The 16568-nt window shown below is 38.3% G+C and carries 16 protein-coding genes; 4 read left to right on the top strand and 12 right to left on the bottom strand.

Annotated features, from left to right (window positions below; translation table 11 throughout):
* Nucleotides 1–96: 96 nt before the first annotated feature.
* The 3 genes from manA to ACQRDX_RS05115 form a co-directional block, all read right to left on the bottom strand.
* Nucleotides 97–1047 (bottom strand): mannose-6-phosphate isomerase, class I, encoded by a 951-nt coding sequence (gene manA / locus ACQRDX_RS05125; protein WP_427895103.1) that lies wholly within the window; start codon nucleotides 1045–1047, stop codon nucleotides 97–99.
* Nucleotides 1048–1167: 120 nt separating this feature from the next.
* A complete protein-coding gene (scrK, locus tag ACQRDX_RS05120; protein WP_354369671.1) occupies nucleotides 1168–2046 on the bottom strand; it encodes a fructokinase ScrK in 879 nt (292 codons plus the stop codon).
* A gap of 149 nt (nucleotides 2047–2195) precedes the next feature.
* Nucleotides 2196–4079: a sucrose-specific PTS transporter subunit IIBC gene (locus ACQRDX_RS05115; RefSeq protein WP_354369670.1), complete on the bottom strand. Its 1884-nt coding sequence runs from the start codon at nucleotides 4077–4079 to the stop codon at nucleotides 2196–2198.
* Between the two features lie 190 nt (nucleotides 4080–4269).
* On the opposite strand from ACQRDX_RS05115, the gene ACQRDX_RS05110 reads away from it, so the two are divergent.
* Together ACQRDX_RS05110 and ACQRDX_RS05105 are read left to right on the top strand one after the other, a co-directional pair.
* Nucleotides 4270–5709, top strand: coding sequence for a sucrose-6-phosphate hydrolase (locus tag ACQRDX_RS05110; protein WP_427895100.1), 1440 nt, complete (start codon nucleotides 4270–4272; stop codon nucleotides 5707–5709).
* Nucleotide 5710: 1 nt separating this feature from the next.
* On the top strand, nucleotides 5711–6679 hold the full coding sequence (locus tag ACQRDX_RS05105) for a LacI family DNA-binding transcriptional regulator (RefSeq protein WP_354369668.1): 969 nt from the start codon (nucleotides 5711–5713) through the stop codon (nucleotides 6677–6679).
* A 30-nt stretch (nucleotides 6680–6709) separates the two neighbouring features.
* On the opposite strand, the gene nusB is transcribed toward ACQRDX_RS05105, so the two are convergent.
* The 6 genes from nusB to uvrA form a co-directional block, all read right to left on the bottom strand.
* Nucleotides 6710–7135, bottom strand: a complete 426-nt coding sequence (gene nusB, locus ACQRDX_RS05100; protein ID WP_354369667.1) for a transcription antitermination factor NusB — start codon at nucleotides 7133–7135, stop codon at nucleotides 6710–6712.
* Complete coding sequence (locus ACQRDX_RS05095; RefSeq protein ID WP_427895098.1) at nucleotides 7128–7517, bottom strand: Asp23/Gls24 family envelope stress response protein; 390 nt, start codon at nucleotides 7515–7517, stop codon at nucleotides 7128–7130. The genes nusB and ACQRDX_RS05095 overlap by 8 nt, the downstream gene beginning before the upstream one ends.
* Before the next feature lie 65 nt (nucleotides 7518–7582).
* Complete coding sequence (gene efp / locus ACQRDX_RS05090; protein WP_354369665.1) at nucleotides 7583–8143, bottom strand: elongation factor P; 561 nt, start codon at nucleotides 8141–8143, stop codon at nucleotides 7583–7585.
* Between the two features lie 80 nt (nucleotides 8144–8223).
* Nucleotides 8224–8682, bottom strand: a complete 459-nt coding sequence (locus tag ACQRDX_RS05085; protein ID WP_427895095.1) for a deoxycytidylate deaminase — start codon at nucleotides 8680–8682, stop codon at nucleotides 8224–8226.
* 10 nt (nucleotides 8683–8692) lie between these two features.
* A complete protein-coding gene (locus ACQRDX_RS05080) occupies nucleotides 8693–9754 on the bottom strand; it encodes a M24 family metallopeptidase (protein WP_427895093.1) in 1062 nt (353 codons plus the stop codon).
* A gap of 181 nt (nucleotides 9755–9935) precedes the next feature.
* Nucleotides 9936–12761: an excinuclease ABC subunit UvrA gene (gene uvrA, locus ACQRDX_RS05075; protein WP_427895091.1), complete on the bottom strand. Its 2826-nt coding sequence runs from the start codon at nucleotides 12759–12761 to the stop codon at nucleotides 9936–9938.
* A 143-nt stretch (nucleotides 12762–12904) separates the two neighbouring features.
* On the opposite strand from uvrA, the gene ACQRDX_RS05070 reads away from it, so the two are divergent.
* On the top strand, nucleotides 12905–13849 hold the full coding sequence (locus ACQRDX_RS05070) for a magnesium transporter CorA family protein (RefSeq protein ID WP_354369661.1): 945 nt from the start codon (nucleotides 12905–12907) through the stop codon (nucleotides 13847–13849).
* Between the two features lie 30 nt (nucleotides 13850–13879).
* Nucleotides 13880–14530 (top strand): DUF1129 domain-containing protein, encoded by a 651-nt coding sequence (locus ACQRDX_RS05065; protein WP_427895089.1) that lies wholly within the window; start codon nucleotides 13880–13882, stop codon nucleotides 14528–14530.
* A gap of 158 nt (nucleotides 14531–14688) precedes the next feature.
* Here the strand turns inward: ACQRDX_RS05065 and rpsR are convergent, their stop codons facing one another.
* Genes rpsR through rpsF form a run of 3 tightly spaced genes read right to left on the bottom strand, consistent with a single transcriptional unit; the run spans nucleotide 14689 to nucleotide 15773 of the window.
* Complete coding sequence (gene rpsR / locus ACQRDX_RS05060) at nucleotides 14689–14928, bottom strand: 30S ribosomal protein S18 (RefSeq protein WP_000068664.1); 240 nt, start codon at nucleotides 14926–14928, stop codon at nucleotides 14689–14691.
* Nucleotides 14929–14966: 38 nt separating this feature from the next.
* Nucleotides 14967–15464 carry a single-stranded DNA-binding protein gene (locus tag ACQRDX_RS05055; protein ID WP_354369760.1) on the bottom strand — a complete coding sequence of 166 codons (498 nt, stop codon included), beginning with the start codon at nucleotides 15462–15464 and terminating at the stop codon, nucleotides 14967–14969.
* Between the two features lie 18 nt (nucleotides 15465–15482).
* Nucleotides 15483–15773: a 30S ribosomal protein S6 gene (gene rpsF / locus ACQRDX_RS05050; RefSeq protein ID WP_354369759.1), complete on the bottom strand. Its 291-nt coding sequence runs from the start codon at nucleotides 15771–15773 to the stop codon at nucleotides 15483–15485.
* Nucleotides 15774–16568: the final 795 nt, after the last annotated feature.

Raw genomic sequence — 16568 nt, 5'->3', positions numbered from 1 at the left:
CAGACAGTCTTCCATTTTTGTAGAAAAATAAAATAGCACCTCAAAAGTTAAACAAATTCTCTAACCTTTGAGATGCTATTATCATTTTATGTCACTTTATTCATGACTGTAGCTTGCAATTACTTCTAAACCATCTCCCTCAAACGACCAGTGTTTGACGGTATGAGGCAAGATAAAGTGACTACCTTTTTGAATTGGATAAACCGTTTGATCAATAATTAGACGCCCCTGTCCTTCGATGACACTAACTAATAAATACGGCGCCACTTGCTTAAACTCAACCAAACCACTCAAGGTCCAATGATAAACTGTAAAGAAATCATTGGATACCAAAAGGGTACTATCTAATCGATCCACATGTAAAGAAACAGGCTTACTATTGGCAGGTTCGCCAATCGTTAGAACATCTACTGCTTTGTCTAAATGCAATTCACGCAAGTTCCCTTGATCATCAGGTCTGTCAAAATCATAGACACGGTAAGTTGTGTCGCTAGATTGCTGCGTTTCAAGAACCATGATGCCTTTTCCAATAGCATGCATGGTACCACTTGGAACATAGAAGAAATCACCAGCTTTAACAGGAATACGCGTCAAAAGATGCTCCCAGTCTTTATTATCTATTAAAGCTTGCAACTCTTCCTTGCTCTTAGCTGTATGTCCATAGATGATCTCAGCTCCTTCTTCTGCTGATAAAATATACCAGCACTCTGTTTTTCCAAGCTCCCCTTCATGAGCTAGACCGTAAGCATCATCTGGATGAACTTGCACACTTAACCAATCCTCAGCATCTAGGATTTTTGTTAATAAAGGAAAAACCTCGCTCTTAGGATTTCCAAATAATTGAGGCTGCTCACGATACAAACGATCTAAAGGCACACCAGCATAAGTCCCATTTTCCACTATGGATACGCCATTAGGATGAGCAGAAATCGCCCAATACTCACCTGTCTTTTCACTTGGAATATCGTAGCCAAAAACGTCTCGTAAACGACTACCTCCCCAAATTTTTTCCTGCATCACTGATTTTAAAAATAGTGGTTCCACGATTACCAAACCTCCTTTATAATTTAGTTATTACAATTTTAACACAAATCCCAAAGTTATAAAACGTTTCCAAAATCTAAAAAAACTTGAATCTAGTCAACACTAAATCCAAGTTTCTCACTATTAATTTGAAATTTTCTTCGCTAGGGCGAAGTTTCCTAGGGTCGCTGAACCATTTTCAGCAACAGCTGGTGTAACGATATAATCTTTCACATCTGGAACTGGTAAATAACCATTCATAAGAGCAGTGAATTTTTCACGAACACGATTCAACATATGCTCTTGAGCCATGACACCACCACCAAAAACAATGACCTGCGGACGATAAAGAAGTGTAGCTTGAACTGCAGCTTGTGCAATGTAGTAAGCTTGAACATCCCAAACCTCAGAGTTTAATTCAATCAATTCACCACGAATGCCTGTACGTCCTTCAAGCGATGGTCCTGCAGCTAATCCTTCTAGGCAGCCATTATGAAATGGACACATCCCATCAAACTCATTTTTAGCATCATAAGGATGGAGCGCCACATAAGTATGACCTGCCTCAGTATGACCCAAGCCACCAATAAATTCACCATTTTGAATCGCACCTGCACCAATACCTGTTCCAATTGTATAATAAACAAGGCTTTTCACACCCTTACGCACAAGTGTCTCACCATAAGCTGACGAATTGACATCCGTTGTAAAGTAAAATGGAATCTTGAACTCCTTAGCAATTAAACCAAGAAGATCAATATTTGACCAATGTGGCTTTGGAGTAGAGGTAATATAACCATAAGTTTGTGAGTTAGGATCAATATCAATTGGACCAAATGAGCCAATCGCAATACCCGCTAGACGATCTTCATAGCGTTTAAAAAATTCTACTGTACGTTCAATTGTTTCGTATGGAGTAGTCGTTGGAAACTGTGTTTTTTCGATCACTTGAAAATTTTCATCACCGACCGCACAAACAAACTTTGTTCCTCCAGCTTCTAAACTACCATATAATTTTGTCATAAAAAATGTCCTCTATATTTGTCTTTTTATACGATTTTAACAAAAAAATTACTAACTGAAAAGCCTTTTCTAACTAGGATAATTGGAAATCCTCAAAACGTGATAAAAGGATTTAGACTAGAAAACTGCCTAAACCCTTTATCAAATTTTTATTTCAAATCAAGAAGGTCAGCACCTTTAGCAACTGTACCAGTTGCAAGTGGTGTTACCTCAGCATATTCTGCTGTGTTGGTTACAATAATCATAGTTGTATCATCAAGACCTGCTTCTTTGATTTTAGCTGGTTCAAATGTCGCCAAAACATCTCCTGCTTTAACTTTTTGATCAGCTTTCACTTTTGGAGTGAAACCATTACCATCCATAGATACTGTATCGATACCGATGTGAATAAGGATTTCAGCACCTTTATCAGTTTTAATACCATAAGCATGACCAGTTTCAAAGGCGATGGAGATTGTACCGTCTGCTGGTGCATAAACTGTGTTATCGCTTGGTTTAATGGCAATACCTTTCCCCATAGCTTCGCTTGAAAATACAGGGTCATTAACATCTTTAAGATCAACAACTTGACCTGCAAGTGGGTTCACAATAACTTCAGCTGTAGTTCCTTCAACAAGGTTACCTGTTGTTGCTTCTTCTGCAAGCTTAGTGGTTTCTTGATTATCTGCTACAGTTGTATCTTCGTCCTCATAACCAAAGAAGTAAGTGAAGGCAAAACCAAGAGCAAATGATACCGCAACCATTAGAAGATATTGTGGCAATTGACCGTTAAGGTAAAGAAGCGTACCAGGAATGATAGTGATACCAAAACCTGTACCAGCAAGACCAAGAAGTGATGCTAACATACCACCGATGGCACCAGCTCCAAGTGATAGGAAGAATGGTTTACGGAAACGTAAGTTAACCCCAAAGATAGCAGGCTCAGTAATACCCAAGAAAGCTGATAGGGCTGCTGGGAAAGCAAGAGCTTTCAACTTAGCATTTTTAGTTTTCACACCTACGGCAACAGTCGCTGCACCTTGAGCTGTCATAGCTGCTGTCATGATAGCATTAAATGGGTCAGCTTTTGTACTAGCAATCAATTGTGATTCAAGCAAGTTGAAGATATGGTGAACACCTGATACCACAATAACTTGGTGAAGACCACCAATAATCAAACCAGCAAGACCAAATGGCAATGAAAGAATAGCATTTGTTCCAACAAGGATGTAGTTTTCAACGACGTGGAATACTGGTCCAATAACAAATAGACCAAGAATTGACATGATAAAGAGTGTCAAGAAAGGTGTAACCAAAAGATCAAAGACGTCTGGAACAACTTTACGAATCGCTTTTTCAAGCTTAGCTCCCAAAATACCAATGATGAAGGCTGGTAGAACTGATCCTTGAAGACCAACTACAGGAATAAATCCAAAGAAAATAGTTGGTTTGACATCACCACCTGAGGCAACCGCCCAAGCATTAGGAAGTGAACCTGAAATTAACATCATCCCAAGAACAATACCGATAACTGGGTTACCACCAAATACGCGGAAAGTTGACCAAACAACTAAAGCTGGTAAAGCGATGAAAGCTGTATCTGTCAAGATTTGTGAATAAACATTCAAATCTTCAGGCAAGGTAATGTTAAATGCTCCAAGTAAGCCACGAAGACCCATAAAGAGACCTGTCGCTACGATAGCTGGAATGATTGGAACAAAGACATCACCGAAAGTACGAATAGCACGTTGGAACCAGTTTCCTTGTTTCGCTGCTTCTGCTTTTTGCTCAGAAGTTGTTGACGTCGGCAAACCAAGTGCGACAACCTCATCATAAATTTTATTAACTGTACCAGTACCAAAAATCAATTGGTATTGACCAGAATTAAAGAAAGCACCTTGAACTTTCTCAATGTTTTCTGCTTTGTCTTTGTCGATTTTTGCTTCATCAACAACCATGACACGCAGACGAGTTGCACAGTGAGCGACACTGCGTACGTTATCACGACCACCTAGAGCCTCAATAACCTCTTTTGCAATTTGTGTGTTATCCATTTGCAAAACCCCTTTTTCTTTTTTCTTTGTGAAAGCGTTTCACTTTATTACAAAAACTATTTTATCATGTTTTTAAGATATGTCAAGCGTTTTGCAGAATTTTTTTAAAATCGCTTTCAAAATTTGCTTTTTGTAAGGAAAACGTTTACTATATAGATGTACTAAGTTTTTATGAAGAAAGGGAAAAACTATGGATTTACCTAAAGAGATTCGTTACCGTCGCTATGAAGACTGGACAGACGAAGAGATTAAAACTCTAAACGAAAATAAAGCAAAATCACCTTGGTTAAGCAATTACCATATCGAGCCTAAAACCGGACTATTAAACGACCCTAACGGCTTTTCTTACTTCAATGGACAATTCCATCTTTTTTACCAAAACTGGCCTTATGGTCCAGCACACGGTCTAAAACAATGGATCCATACTGTCTCAGATGACTTGATTCACTTTTCTGAAACAGGAGCCAAACTCCTTCCTGATCACCCACATGATAGTCACGGTGCTTACTCAGGATCTGCTTATGAAGTAGATGGAAAACTCTTTATCTTCTATACAGGAAATGTTCGTGATGAAAACTGGGTACGCGATCCTCTTCAAGTTGGGGCGTTTATGGATAAAAATGGTCAGATTGAAAAGTTTGAAGAAGTTCTTATTCAACAACCTAGCGATGTTACTGAACACTTCCGAGATCCGCAAATCTTTGATTACAAAGGCCAGTTCTATGCTATTGTCGGCGCACAAAGCCTCGACAAAAAAGGCTTCATCAAACTCTATAAAGCGGTGAATAATGACATTAAAAACTGGGAACTTGTCGGTGACCTTGATTTTGGTGGAACAGGGTCTGAGTATATGATTGAGTGCCCTAACCTTGTCTTTGTCGATGATAAACCAGTCCTCCTTTACAGTCCTCAAGGATTGGATAAAGCTGAGTTGGATTACGACAACATCTATCCAAACACCTATAAAATCTGTCAATCGTTTGACACAGAAAAACCTGCTCTAGTTGGAGCATCTAACATTTTAAACCTTGACTTTGGTTTTGAATGCTACGCTACACAAGGATTTAACACCCCAGATGGACGTGCTTTAACCGTTAGCTGGATTGGACTCCCTGACGTTGATTACCCTACTGATCAGTTTGATTACCAAGGTGCTATGAGCTTAGTCAAAGAACTCACTCTTAAAGATGGGAAACTTTATCAATACCCAGTCGAAGCCATCACCTCATTACGTCAAACTGAAGAGGACTTTTCAGAGCGTCAAACTAGCCAAAATACTTACGAACTTGAATTAAACTTTAAAAAAGACAGTAAAACAGAGCTAGTTTTATTTGCCGATGAAAATCATAAGGGACTCCATTTAACAGTTGATACAGCTTCTGGTAAAGTGATCATCGATCGTTCTGAAGCTGGTCAACCATTTGCACTTGAATTTGGCACAACACGTGAATGTAGCATTGAAAACAGTGATACGACTGTTAATATTTTTATTGATAAATCAATCTTTGAAATTTTCATCAACAAGGGAGAAAAAGTATTTACTGGCCGTGTCTTCCCTAACGAGGACCAATCCGGCATCGCTGTAGTTAGCGGTGAAGCTACTGGAAAATACTTTGAATTAAGTTACTAAAATGGTTGCAAAACTTACTGATGTTGCTGAATTAGCAGGTGTTAGCCCTACCACTGTTTCACGTGTTATCAATAATAAAGGTTACCTTTCCCAACAAACTATCCAAAAAGTAAAGGAAGCCATGAAAACACTAGGTTATAAACCCAATAGCTTAGCTCGTGGACTTCAAGGGAAATCCGCTAAATTAATCGGCTTAATCTTTCCCAATATTAGCAATGTCTTTTACGCTGAACTTATTGAACATATGGAAATCGAGTTGTTTAATCACGGTTATAAAACCATCATCTGCAATAGTGAAAAAGACCCTAGTAAAGAAAAAGAATATTTAGAGATGCTTGAAGCCAATCAAGTTGACGGCATTATTTCTGGAAGTCATAATCTTGGTATCGATGATTATGAACGTGTCGAGGCACCCATCATCTCTTTTGACCGTAATCTAGCTCCAAATATTCCAATTGTCTCCTCAGATAACTTTGAAGGTGGAAAGATGGCAGCTCAAACTTTAGAAAAATTAGGTTGCAAAAAAATCGTCATGATTACAGGAAATGATAACTCCAATTCTCCAACTGGACTTCGAAAAGAGGGATTTGAAGCCCTATTACCAACTGCTAAAATTATTCATGTTCCTAGTAATTTTTCTCCTATTCGAAAAGAAATGGAGATTAAACAAGTCCTTCAAAAAGAGCAACCTGACGGCATTTTCCTCTCCGATGACCTGACTGCGCTTTTAACCATTAGAATTGCCAAAGAGATGGGGTTATCAATTCCAGATGATTTAAAAGTTATCGGTTATGATGGAACAACATTTATTGAAAATTTCTTTTCAGACTTGACAACGATTAAACAACCTCTCAAAGAGATTGCTTATCTTTGTGTAGAGCTACTTCTTAAAAAAATAAATTTCCCTGAAGAAGAGTTGGAAAAATCTTATATCCTACCTGTCAATCTTATTTCAGGAACAAGTGCATAAAAAAAGTGATTGGATTTCCAATCACTTTTTTTATGACTCATCTTCAATAAACTGACTTAACAAGCCATTGATGAAACGACTTGATGTTTCGTCTGAGTATTTTTTTGCAATTTCAATAGCCTCATTAACAGCCACACGGTCTGGAGTTTCCTCAAAATACTTCATCTCATATAAGCCTAAACGGAGGATCGTTTTATCCGTTAAAGTTAGACGCGATAAGGACCAACCTTGTTTCAAATGCTTTGAAATCAACTCATCCAACTCCGCCTGATGATCAAGTACCCCATTAACCAGATTCAAGATAAAGACTGGCACTTCATGTTCATCGCCTTCTTTATCATAAATATAGGTATGATTAGCGGCATCAACAAACTCGCCTCCAAACTCTAGGCTAAAAAGAGCTTGGAAGGCACGCTCACGTAAATCACGTCTGGAATCTATAAAATGTCTAGTCATCTAAGAAATCCTCTTCGAATAACGATTTCATTTCAGGTTTTGGTGTTTTTTCAGGAACAATCCCAACAATATGAACATTAACCATTGATAGACTAACCTCAGCCATATCATAAATAGCGGATTTAACTGCTTTTTGAATCTCAATAGATACCGTAGGCACATTTACACCATACTGGAGATAAACATAGATATCGGCTGATACTTGTCCATCTTCAGCTGTTGTTAAATAAACACCACGTCCAAAAGATTCTTTACTGAAGCTATCTGCTACTTTCTTATTATGAAGTGAGTGAACTCCTTCAACTTTTGTCGCCGCAATTCCTGTAATAACCTCAAGAACACGAGGCGAAATGACAATTTCTCCAATTGTTTCAGTTGTCATAGCTTTTCCTTTCTAGCTGTTGATTAAAAAAGTCAGTTCTCCAATGTGGAAAAGCGCTCTTTTTCTTAAGCACGTGACACGTAAGTTCCTTCAGCAGTGTTGATAATCAATTTTTGTCCTACTTCAATAAAGTCTGGAACGTTGACCACAAGACCTGTTTCAAGCGTTGCTGGCTTACCTGATCCTGTAACAGTAGCTCCTTTGATAGATGGTTGTGTTTCTGTTACTGTCAACTCAACAGTCGTTGGAACAGTCACACCAATCACCTCTGATCCGTAAAATTGAATCTTAACTTCTGAGTTTTCAAGGATAAATTTCAACTCATCTGCAATTGCTGCTACTGGAATTTCATACTGATCATAAGTTTCATTGTTCATGAAGTACGCTGTATCGTCCATTTGATATAGGTACTGAGCTGGAACAGTTTCAATAATAGCTTGCTCAAATTTTTCTTCTGGACGGTAGCTTGTATCAAAAGTTGAACCTGTACGAACATCACGCAATTTCATACGCATGATGGTATTTCCTTTACCTGGTTTATGGTGACTAGCTTCAAGAACACGAATCAATTTTCCATCTGCTGTTTCAAATGTCATACCAGCTTTTAGCTTACTTGCTTCAATCATTATCTATATACCTCTTTATAAAATTATTATCACTTCATTTTATCATATTGCACCTGTATTCTCAAATCTTTTTAAAAAGACTAATCCTCTCCCAAAAGAATCTTTGGGACATCATGTTGAAAATAGGGAACATTTTTCTTTTCTAACAAGGCAATAGCAAAGTCATGTTGACGATAAGCGGTTTTATAGGTGATTTTACACACTCCTGCTTGTAAAAGTGCCTTGGTACAGTTGATACAAGGAAAATGAGTGACATAAATCTCCGTATGATTCGTTGAAATCCCTTCCTTAGCACATTGGATCAAGGCATTCATTTCAGCATGAACCGTGCGAATGCAATGCCCATCTTCCATTTTGTGACCAACTTCATTACAATTTTCAGTAGCTGAAACACCACCATTATAGCCTGTTGCAATGATACGATTATTTTTTACCAAAACGGCACCGACAAAAGCGCGATCACAAGTGGAACGCTTAGAAATCAGCTCTGCATTTGCCATAAAATAATCTTGCCAAGACAAACGTTGCTCTTTTTCCATCACTTACTCCTTAAAGAACAATTAACTCTTTTGGTGCAAGAGTAAGGACCTCACATCCTGTTTCAGTAATTAAAAGATCATCTTCAATACGCACACCATACTTACCATCAAGGTAAATACCTGGCTCATCTGTTAAAACCATCCCTGCTTTTATCGTTTCATCAGAATGACCAAAATAAGGGTACTCATGAATGTCTAATCCAATACCATGCCCAATACCATGTGTAAAATGTGCACCATAGCCAGCATCATTGATGACATCACGCGCAATTCGATCATAATCTCGGTAGCTAACCCCCTCTTTTGCTTGATGGATCAGAGCTTTGTTAGCACGTAAACAAATCTCATAAATCTCACGTTCCTCATCCGTCACATGTCCAATATGGATAGTCCTTGTCATATCACTCACATAGTGCTGATAGTAGCAACCAAAATCAAGGGTCAAGGTTTCACCAGATTGAATCACCTTATCCGATGCGACACCATGAGGCATGGCAGAACGTTGCCCCGAGGCAATAATAAACTCAAATGAAGCTCCCTCAGCCCCCAACTGACGCATACGGTGATCTAAAAAGTGATTCACTTCCATCTCTGTCGTTTGATTCGGTTTGATAAAATCCAAAACATCCATAAAAGCCTGATCAGAAATCTTACAAGCGCGACGGATGGTCGCAATCTCACTAGCATCCTTAATCATACGAAGGTCTTCAATAAAATTAGCCATACCTTCCAGTTGATAATCTGCAAAAATGGCCTTCAACTCTTGATAATAGGCATAGCTAACTTGCTGATCAAATCCAATACTTTTAAGCCTATCTGCTTTAATCACCTTGGCAATTTCTTCTAACGGAGAGCGAGTTTCTATAATATCAAATCCCGTCACAGCACCCTTTGCAATTAAACTATAACGTGAATCTGTTAAAAAAAGACGACGGCTCTTACTAATAAAAACAGTCCCTTCTGTTCCCCAAAAACCTGTTAAATAATAAACATTATTTTGACCAGAAACTACTACACCATCTACCTGAGACTCAGAAAGTTTCGCTTCAAATTTTTTAAGTCTATTTTGCATCCCATTCCTCCAAAGATTTTGTAACTATTATAGCAGAAATAAAGGGAAATACCAATTTATTCCAAGGCTCATCTTTCAGTCAAAAAATAATTTTGAACAATCCTTTAGCCTTAAGTCTAAACTATGATGGATAAAGCAAGACAGCTACTAAAAAAGAAATCCAATCGGATTTCTTTTTATCTTATATCAACTTGTTTTTTAAATACTGACCTGTATAACTTCCTTTAATCTCTACCACTTCTTCTGGGGTACCTGTAGCAAGAATCGTTCCTCCACCATCTCCCCCTTCTGGACCAAGATCAATCACATGATCTGCAGTTTTAATCACATCCAGATTATGCTCAATCACCAAGACAGTATTTCCATCATCTGCAAATCGCGCCAAGACTTCTAACAAACGAGCAATATCATGCGTATGTAAGCCTGTTGTCGGTTCATCCAAAATGTAAAAACTCTTGCCTGTTGAACGCTTATGAAGCTCTGAAGCCAACTTCATCCGTTGCGCCTCACCACCTGATAAGGTGGTTGCTGGTTGACCTAAGGTTACATAGCCCAAACCAACATCTTGGATGGTTTGTAGTTTTCTTGCAATTTTGGGAATAGCTGCAAAAAATTCGACCGCATCATTAACTGTCATATCTAAGATTTCTGCAATATTTTTTTCTTTATAGTGAACTTCTAAGGTCTCACTATTATAGCGCGTTCCATGACAAACCTCACAAGGAACATAGACATCTGGTAGAAAATGCATCTCAATTTTAATAATACCATCACCAGAACAAGCTTCACAACGTCCACCTTTAACATTAAATGAAAAACGGCCTTTTTTGTAACCACGAATCTTAGCCTCATTGGTCTGAGCAAAAAGATCACGAATGTCATCAAAAACTCCTGTATAAGTAGCAGGATTAGAACGTGGTGTTCGTCCAATCGGACTTTGATCAATATCAATTAAACGCTCAATCTGCTCAATTCCAGAGATAGATTGATGTTTTCCTGGTTTGTCAGCATTGCGATTTAGCTTTTGCGCAATCGCTTTTTTCAAAATACCATTAACAAGAGTCGATTTTCCTGACCCCGAAACACCTGTCACTGCGATAAATTTCCCAAGTGGAATGGCAACAGAAATGTTTTTTAGATTATTGGCAGATGCACCTTTTATAGTGATTGTTTGACCATTTCCAGAACGACGTTCTACAGGAATTGGAATAGCTTTTTTACCAGATAAGTATTGACCTGTGATTGAATGAGGATTGTTCTCAACCTGCTCAGGAGTACCTGATGCAACAATCTCCCCACCAAAAACACCTGCTTCTGGACCAACATCAATCAACCAATCCGCTTCTCTCATGGTATCTTCATCATGCTCAACCACAATTAAAGTATTTCCTAAATCACGCATTTTTTTAAGACTAGCAATTAAGCGATCATTATCACGCTGATGAAGGCCGATAGAAGGCTCATCTAAAACATAAAGGACACCACTGAGGTTTGATCCAATTTGGGTTGCTAACCTAATCCGTTGACTCTCTCCACCAGACAAGGTCCCCGCAGAGCGTGATAAGGTTAAATAGTTTAGCCCCACATTATTCAAAAAAGTTAAGCGATCCTTGATTTCTTTTAATATAGGCTTAGCAATAATTTCTTCGTTTCTACCTAAAACTAATTCCTCTAGTAACTGCAGATGCTTCTCAATAGACAAGTCAGACACTTGACCAATATGAAGACCTTTTTCTCCTCCAACTTTAACAGATAAAGCCTGCTCACTCAAACGATAACCCTTACAAGTTGTACAGGTCAATTCATTCATATAAGTTCGCATTTGTGTGCGAGTATAGTCACTAGACGTCTCGTGGAAACGTCGATTGATATTGGTCAGTACCCCCTCAAAAGGAATATCAATGTCTCTTACGCCACCAAACTCATTTTCATAATGAAAATGAAATTCCTGACCAGCTGAGCCATTCAAAATCAAATCCTTATCCTCATCTGATAAGTCCTCAAAAGGTGTATCCATGTCCACACCAAAATGTTGCATAGCCTGCTCTAACATCTGAGGATAATAATTAGAAGAAATAGGATTCCAAGGTGCTAAAGCACCTTCACGTAGTGTTTTTTTAGCATCTGGAACAACTAGGTCGATATCCACTTCTAATTTAATACCCAAACCATCACAGGTCGCACAAGAACCAAAGGGAGCATTAAAGGAGAATAACCTAGGTTCTAATTCTGGGACAGTAAAGCCACATACTGGACAGGAGTAATGCTCTGAAAAGAGTAGCTCCTGATCATCCATGGTATCAATAACCACATAGCCATCCGCTAAACGAAGGGCAGCTTCAACAGAATCAAACAATCTACTTCTGATGCCGTCCTTGTTGACTAAACGATCAACCACAACTTCGATGGTGTGCATTTTACTCTTAGATAATTCTGGTACCTCAGAGATATCATAAATATCACCATCTACTCGAACACGTACATACCCATCTTTTTGAATTTTTTCAAAAATCGTCTTGTGCTGCCCCTTCTTACGACGGACAATTGGTGCTAAAATCTGCATTCTTGTCCGTTCAGGCAATTCCAACACTTCATCTGTAATTTGCTCTACAGATGAGGCAGAGATTGCACCATGACCATTTTTACAATAAGGAGTCCCCACACGAGCATACAAGAGACGAAGATAATCATTAATTTCTGTCGCTGTTCCAACTGTGGAACGTGGATTTTTACTCGTTGTTTTTTGGTCAATAGAAATCGCAGGACTAAGCCCTTCAATCGAATCCACATCTGGCTTTTCCATATTCCCTAAGAACTGTCTGGCATAAGCTGACAAAGACTCCACATAACGACGTTGCCCTTCTGCATAAATCGTATCAAAAGCTAGACTAGACTTACCAGAACCTGATAAACCTGTCACGACCACCAATTTATCTCGTGGAATCTCAACATCAATATTTTTTAAATTATGGGCTCTTGCACCATGAATCACCAATTTATCTTGCATCGTATTATATTTCTTTCCTCAAATTTTCCTTTCCATTATATCAAATTTATGCTTATCTGATGCCCAAAAATATCTCAAAATATAGTATAATAAAACAGTATGCCTTTGACGAGACTACAAATACCAAACAGGGAGGCTTTAAAATGAAACAAATGTTTCTTTCAACAGCAACAGAATTTAAAGAAATCAATACATTTGAGCCAGGTGCTTGGATTAATCTTGTCAACCCTTCCCAGGAAGAGTCCGTCAAACTAGCCAAAGAGTTCAACATCGATATTACAGATCTTAGAGCACCGCTCGATGCGGAAGAAACTTCCCGTATCTCTGTTGAAGATGATTACACTCTTATCCTCGTGGACGTGCCGACCTATGAAGAACGCAATAACAAAAGTTATTATGTTACCATCCCCTTAGGGATTATTGTCACAGAAAATGCGGTGATCACAACCTGCCTTGAAGATCTCACCCTATTTGATAATTTCATCAAGAGGCGAATCCGTAATTTCTATACATTTATGAAGACACGGTTTGTTTTTCAACTGCTTTATCGTAACGCCGAGCTCTTTCTAATAGCCCTTCGTTCTATTGACAGACAAAGTGATAAAATTGAAGCACAACTTGAAAGCGCCACACGAAATGAGCAACTCATCGACATGATGGAGCTTGAAAAATCTATTGTCTATCTAAAAGCCTCTCTCAAACTGAACGAACGCATCGTCAAAAAGCTGTCAAGTAATGCGTCCAGTCTTAAAAAATACATCGAAGACGAAGACTTACTTGAAGACACCTTGATTGAAACACAACAGGCCATTGAGATGGCAGGCATTTACGAAAACGTCCTCAATGCCATGACTGAGACATCAGCCTCTATCATCTCCAACAACCAAAATACCATCATGAAAACCTTAGCTTTGGTTACAATGACATTAGATATTCCAACCGTTATCTTCTCCGCCTACGGTATGAACTTTAAAAACAATACCATGCCCTTAAACGGTCTAGATAACGCCTTTTGGTATGTTGTTGCTATCGCCGCTACTCTTAGTTCTTGTATGGTCCTCTACTTTATCAGAAAAAAATGGTTCTAACCTCATCAAAAATAAGGAAAATAATACAATATGGAAAACTTAACAAAGAAAAATCAAGAATTTATTCACATTGCCAAAAACCAACTTCATAAAGACGGAAAGTCAACAGAAGAAATCCAAGCTATTATAGATGATATTATGCCTGATATCTTAGAACAGCAAAATAAAGGTATACCTGCTCGAACATTTTTAGGTGCCCCAACTGCTTGGGCAGCAACTTTCACACAACAAGAGACAGCAACACAAAGTACAACAGAACCTAAAAATACTAAACCACTCTTTATGTGGACCGACAGTGCCTTATTTTTCTTAGGTCTTGTCTCTCTTATCCAAGGTTTTCTAGCTTTAACCAATAGCAACCAAATCCCATATGGCATCTTCACTCTCCTTGCAACTGGACTAGCAGGTGGTGGGGTAATGTATCTAACTTACCATTTCTTTTATCGACACCTTGGTAAAGAGCGTTCACAACGTCCAAACTTTTGGAAAAACCTTGGACTTCTAACTCTCTCTTTTGCTGGATGGGTGCTCCTTGTCTCATTAGTCAGCTTACTCCCTACCCAGTTTAACCCTCAATTACCTGCCTTATTGATGGTTGTATTAGGAGCTGCTGCTTTTGCAGGACGTTACTTCTTTAAAAAGCATTTTAATGTCCAAAGCTCTTTCACTGTAGAAAGATAAGCTATAAGATTGGTATTTTCAAAAAAAGCAGTCAGTCTATTTGCTAGGTAAAAACCTATAAATAGACTGACTGTTTTTACTATGCAAAAATGTATTTGTAACTCATACATACTTTAGAAAAATAAGGTCAAACAAAAAGACCCATCTGGGTCTTTTGATTAATCTTCGTTTACGAAAGGCATCAAAGCCATAACGCGAGCACGTTTGATAGCTGTTGTTACTTTACGTTGGTTTTTAGCTGAAGTCCCAGTTACACGACGTGGAAGAATTTTACCACGTTCTGAAACGAAACGGCTAAGAAGCTCAGTATCTTTGTAATCAACATATTCAATTTTGTTAGCTGCGATGTAATCAACTTTTTTACGGCGTTTGAATCCGCCACGACGTTGTTGAGCCATGTTTAGTTCTCCTTTATATATTTAGTTCGTTTAATCCATTAAAATGGTAGATCGTCATCTGAAATATCCATTGGGCTTGAATTTCCAAATGGACTTTCATCTCGACTAAAGTTAGGCGTTTGTGACTGTGAAGGCTGTTGGAAGCCTGATGGTTGGCTATTAAAGCCTTGATCAAAGCTATTAGACTGGTAAGACCCAGAGCTTCCTTCACGTGTAGCACGACTCTCTAAAATTTGAAAAGAGTCTGCAATCACTTCGGTTACATAGACACGCTGACCTTGTTGATTATCGTAGTTACGCGTCTGAATACGACCTGTGACACCAATAAGAGCGCCTTTTTTAGCCCAGTTAGCTAGATTTTCAGCTTGCTGGCGCCAAATCACACAGTTGATAAAATCCGCCTCTCGTTCACCATTTTGATTTTTAAAGTTGCGGTTAACTGCTAAAGTAAAAGTTGCTACTGCTTGGTTACTTGGTGTGTAACGAAGTTCTGCATCGCGGGTCATACGACCAACAAGTACTACATTATTAATCATAAACTACCCTCTTTGTGATTAAGCGTCTACTTTAACGATCATGTGACGAAGAATGTCACCGTTGATTTTTGAAAGACGGTCAAACTCGTTAAGAGCGATATCGTCGTTTGCTTCAACGTTAACGATGTGGTAAAGTCCTTCACGGAAATCTTGGATTTCATATGCAAGACGACGTTTTTCCCAGTCTTTTGATTCAACAACAGTTGCACCGTTGTCAGTCAAGATAGAGTCAAAGCGTGCTACCAAAGCGTTTTTAGCTTCTTCTTCAATGTTTGGACGAATAATATAAAGAATTTCGTATTTTGCCATTGATATGTTCCTCCTTTTGGTCTAATGACTCATGATCCTTTGTCATGAGTAAGTGAGGTTATTCTCACAAGAAACTATTATACGCTAAAAAATAAAACTATGCAAGAAAAATCTATCGAAGAATAAAAAAACCTTAGAGGACGGACTAATCCTCTAAGGTTTTCCTCTGATCATCAAGAACGCTTTCCAAACTCTTGATTACAGAGTCATTTCATAAGGAGTCATCAAACTCCTTTATCTCCATTTTTATAGCGATTTAAATTCATCATTAGCATGTCGACATACCTCCGATTTTTACTTACTTCTATAAACTTTCAGTTAGAAATCACCATTTTTATACCGTGATACGTTAAATAGAATCATAAAGTAACCTCCTTAATATTAAGGAACTACAACTCGTCTCCGTTTTTATAGCGACTGATATTAAATCTTAACATGACAGTCCCTCACTTTCTTTGGGCGACGTTTTAAAGAAATACTACTTAAACCACTTAATTTTACATTGGATTCACCCCTTAAGCTATTTTTTGCAACAGCCTAAAGTGTCTCCATTTTTATAACGTCCTAAGTTCATACTAAGCATAACTGTTTTCCTCCGACATGTCGTTTCACAGCTCACTTTCACTAATCACCATTTTTATACCGCGATAGATTTAAATGTAACATAAGACCACCTCATAAGGTGAGATATAAAGTTATGAATGTTGCCTACCGTTTTAGGCTCTGTCTCCGTTTTTGTACCGTGCGATATTCAATTTCATCATAGGCTTTTTCTCCTTTGGAAATCTCTTATCC

Origin of the sequence: Streptococcus sp. SGI.013, from assembly GCF_050315295.1 — a bacterium.
In the GTDB taxonomy this organism is placed as follows: Bacteria; Bacillota; Bacilli; order Lactobacillales; family Streptococcaceae; genus Streptococcus; species Streptococcus porcorum.
The sequence above is the reverse complement of the archived record's forward strand: the minus strand, read 5'-3'. Positions and strand labels throughout refer to the sequence as shown.

Bases quoted from the DNA above. Each gene is read 5' to 3' on its own strand.
- ACQRDX_RS05065 (WP_427895089.1), top strand. From the start codon at position 13,880: ATGGAAAACTTAACAAAGAAAAATCAAGAATTTATTCACATTGCCAAA.
- scrK (WP_354369671.1), bottom strand. From the start codon at position 2,046: ATGACAAAATTATATGGTAGTTTAGAAGCTGGAGGAACAAAGTTTGTT.
- uvrA (WP_427895091.1), bottom strand. From the start codon at position 12,761: ATGCAAGATAAATTGGTGATTCATGGTGCAAGAGCCCATAATTTAAAA.
- ACQRDX_RS05055 (WP_354369760.1), bottom strand. From the start codon at position 15,464: ATGATTAATAATGTAGTACTTGTTGGTCGTATGACCCGCGATGCAGAA.
- nusB (WP_354369667.1), bottom strand. From the start codon at position 7,135: ATGACTAGACATTTTATAGATTCCAGACGTGATTTACGTGAGCGTGCC.
- rpsR (WP_000068664.1), bottom strand. From the start codon at position 14,928: ATGGCTCAACAACGTCGTGGCGGATTCAAACGCCGTAAAAAAGTTGAT.
- ACQRDX_RS05095 (WP_427895098.1), bottom strand. From the start codon at position 7,517: ATGACAACTGAAACAATTGGAGAAATTGTCATTTCGCCTCGTGTTCTT.
- ACQRDX_RS05080 (WP_427895093.1), bottom strand. From the start codon at position 9,754: ATGCAAAATAGACTTAAAAAATTTGAAGCGAAACTTTCTGAGTCTCAG.
- ACQRDX_RS05085 (WP_427895095.1), bottom strand. From the start codon at position 8,682: ATGGAAAAAGAGCAACGTTTGTCTTGGCAAGATTATTTTATGGCAAAT.
- ACQRDX_RS05070 (WP_354369661.1), top strand. From the start codon at position 12,905: ATGAAACAAATGTTTCTTTCAACAGCAACAGAATTTAAAGAAATCAAT.
- ACQRDX_RS05115 (WP_354369670.1), bottom strand. From the start codon at position 4,079: ATGGATAACACACAAATTGCAAAAGAGGTTATTGAGGCTCTAGGTGGT.
- ACQRDX_RS05105 (WP_354369668.1), top strand. From the start codon at position 5,711: ATGGTTGCAAAACTTACTGATGTTGCTGAATTAGCAGGTGTTAGCCCT.
- efp (WP_354369665.1), bottom strand. From the start codon at position 8,143: ATGATTGAAGCAAGTAAGCTAAAAGCTGGTATGACATTTGAAACAGCA.
- rpsF (WP_354369759.1), bottom strand. From the start codon at position 15,773: ATGGCAAAATACGAAATTCTTTATATTATTCGTCCAAACATTGAAGAA.
- ACQRDX_RS05110 (WP_427895100.1), top strand. From the start codon at position 4,270: ATGGATTTACCTAAAGAGATTCGTTACCGTCGCTATGAAGACTGGACA.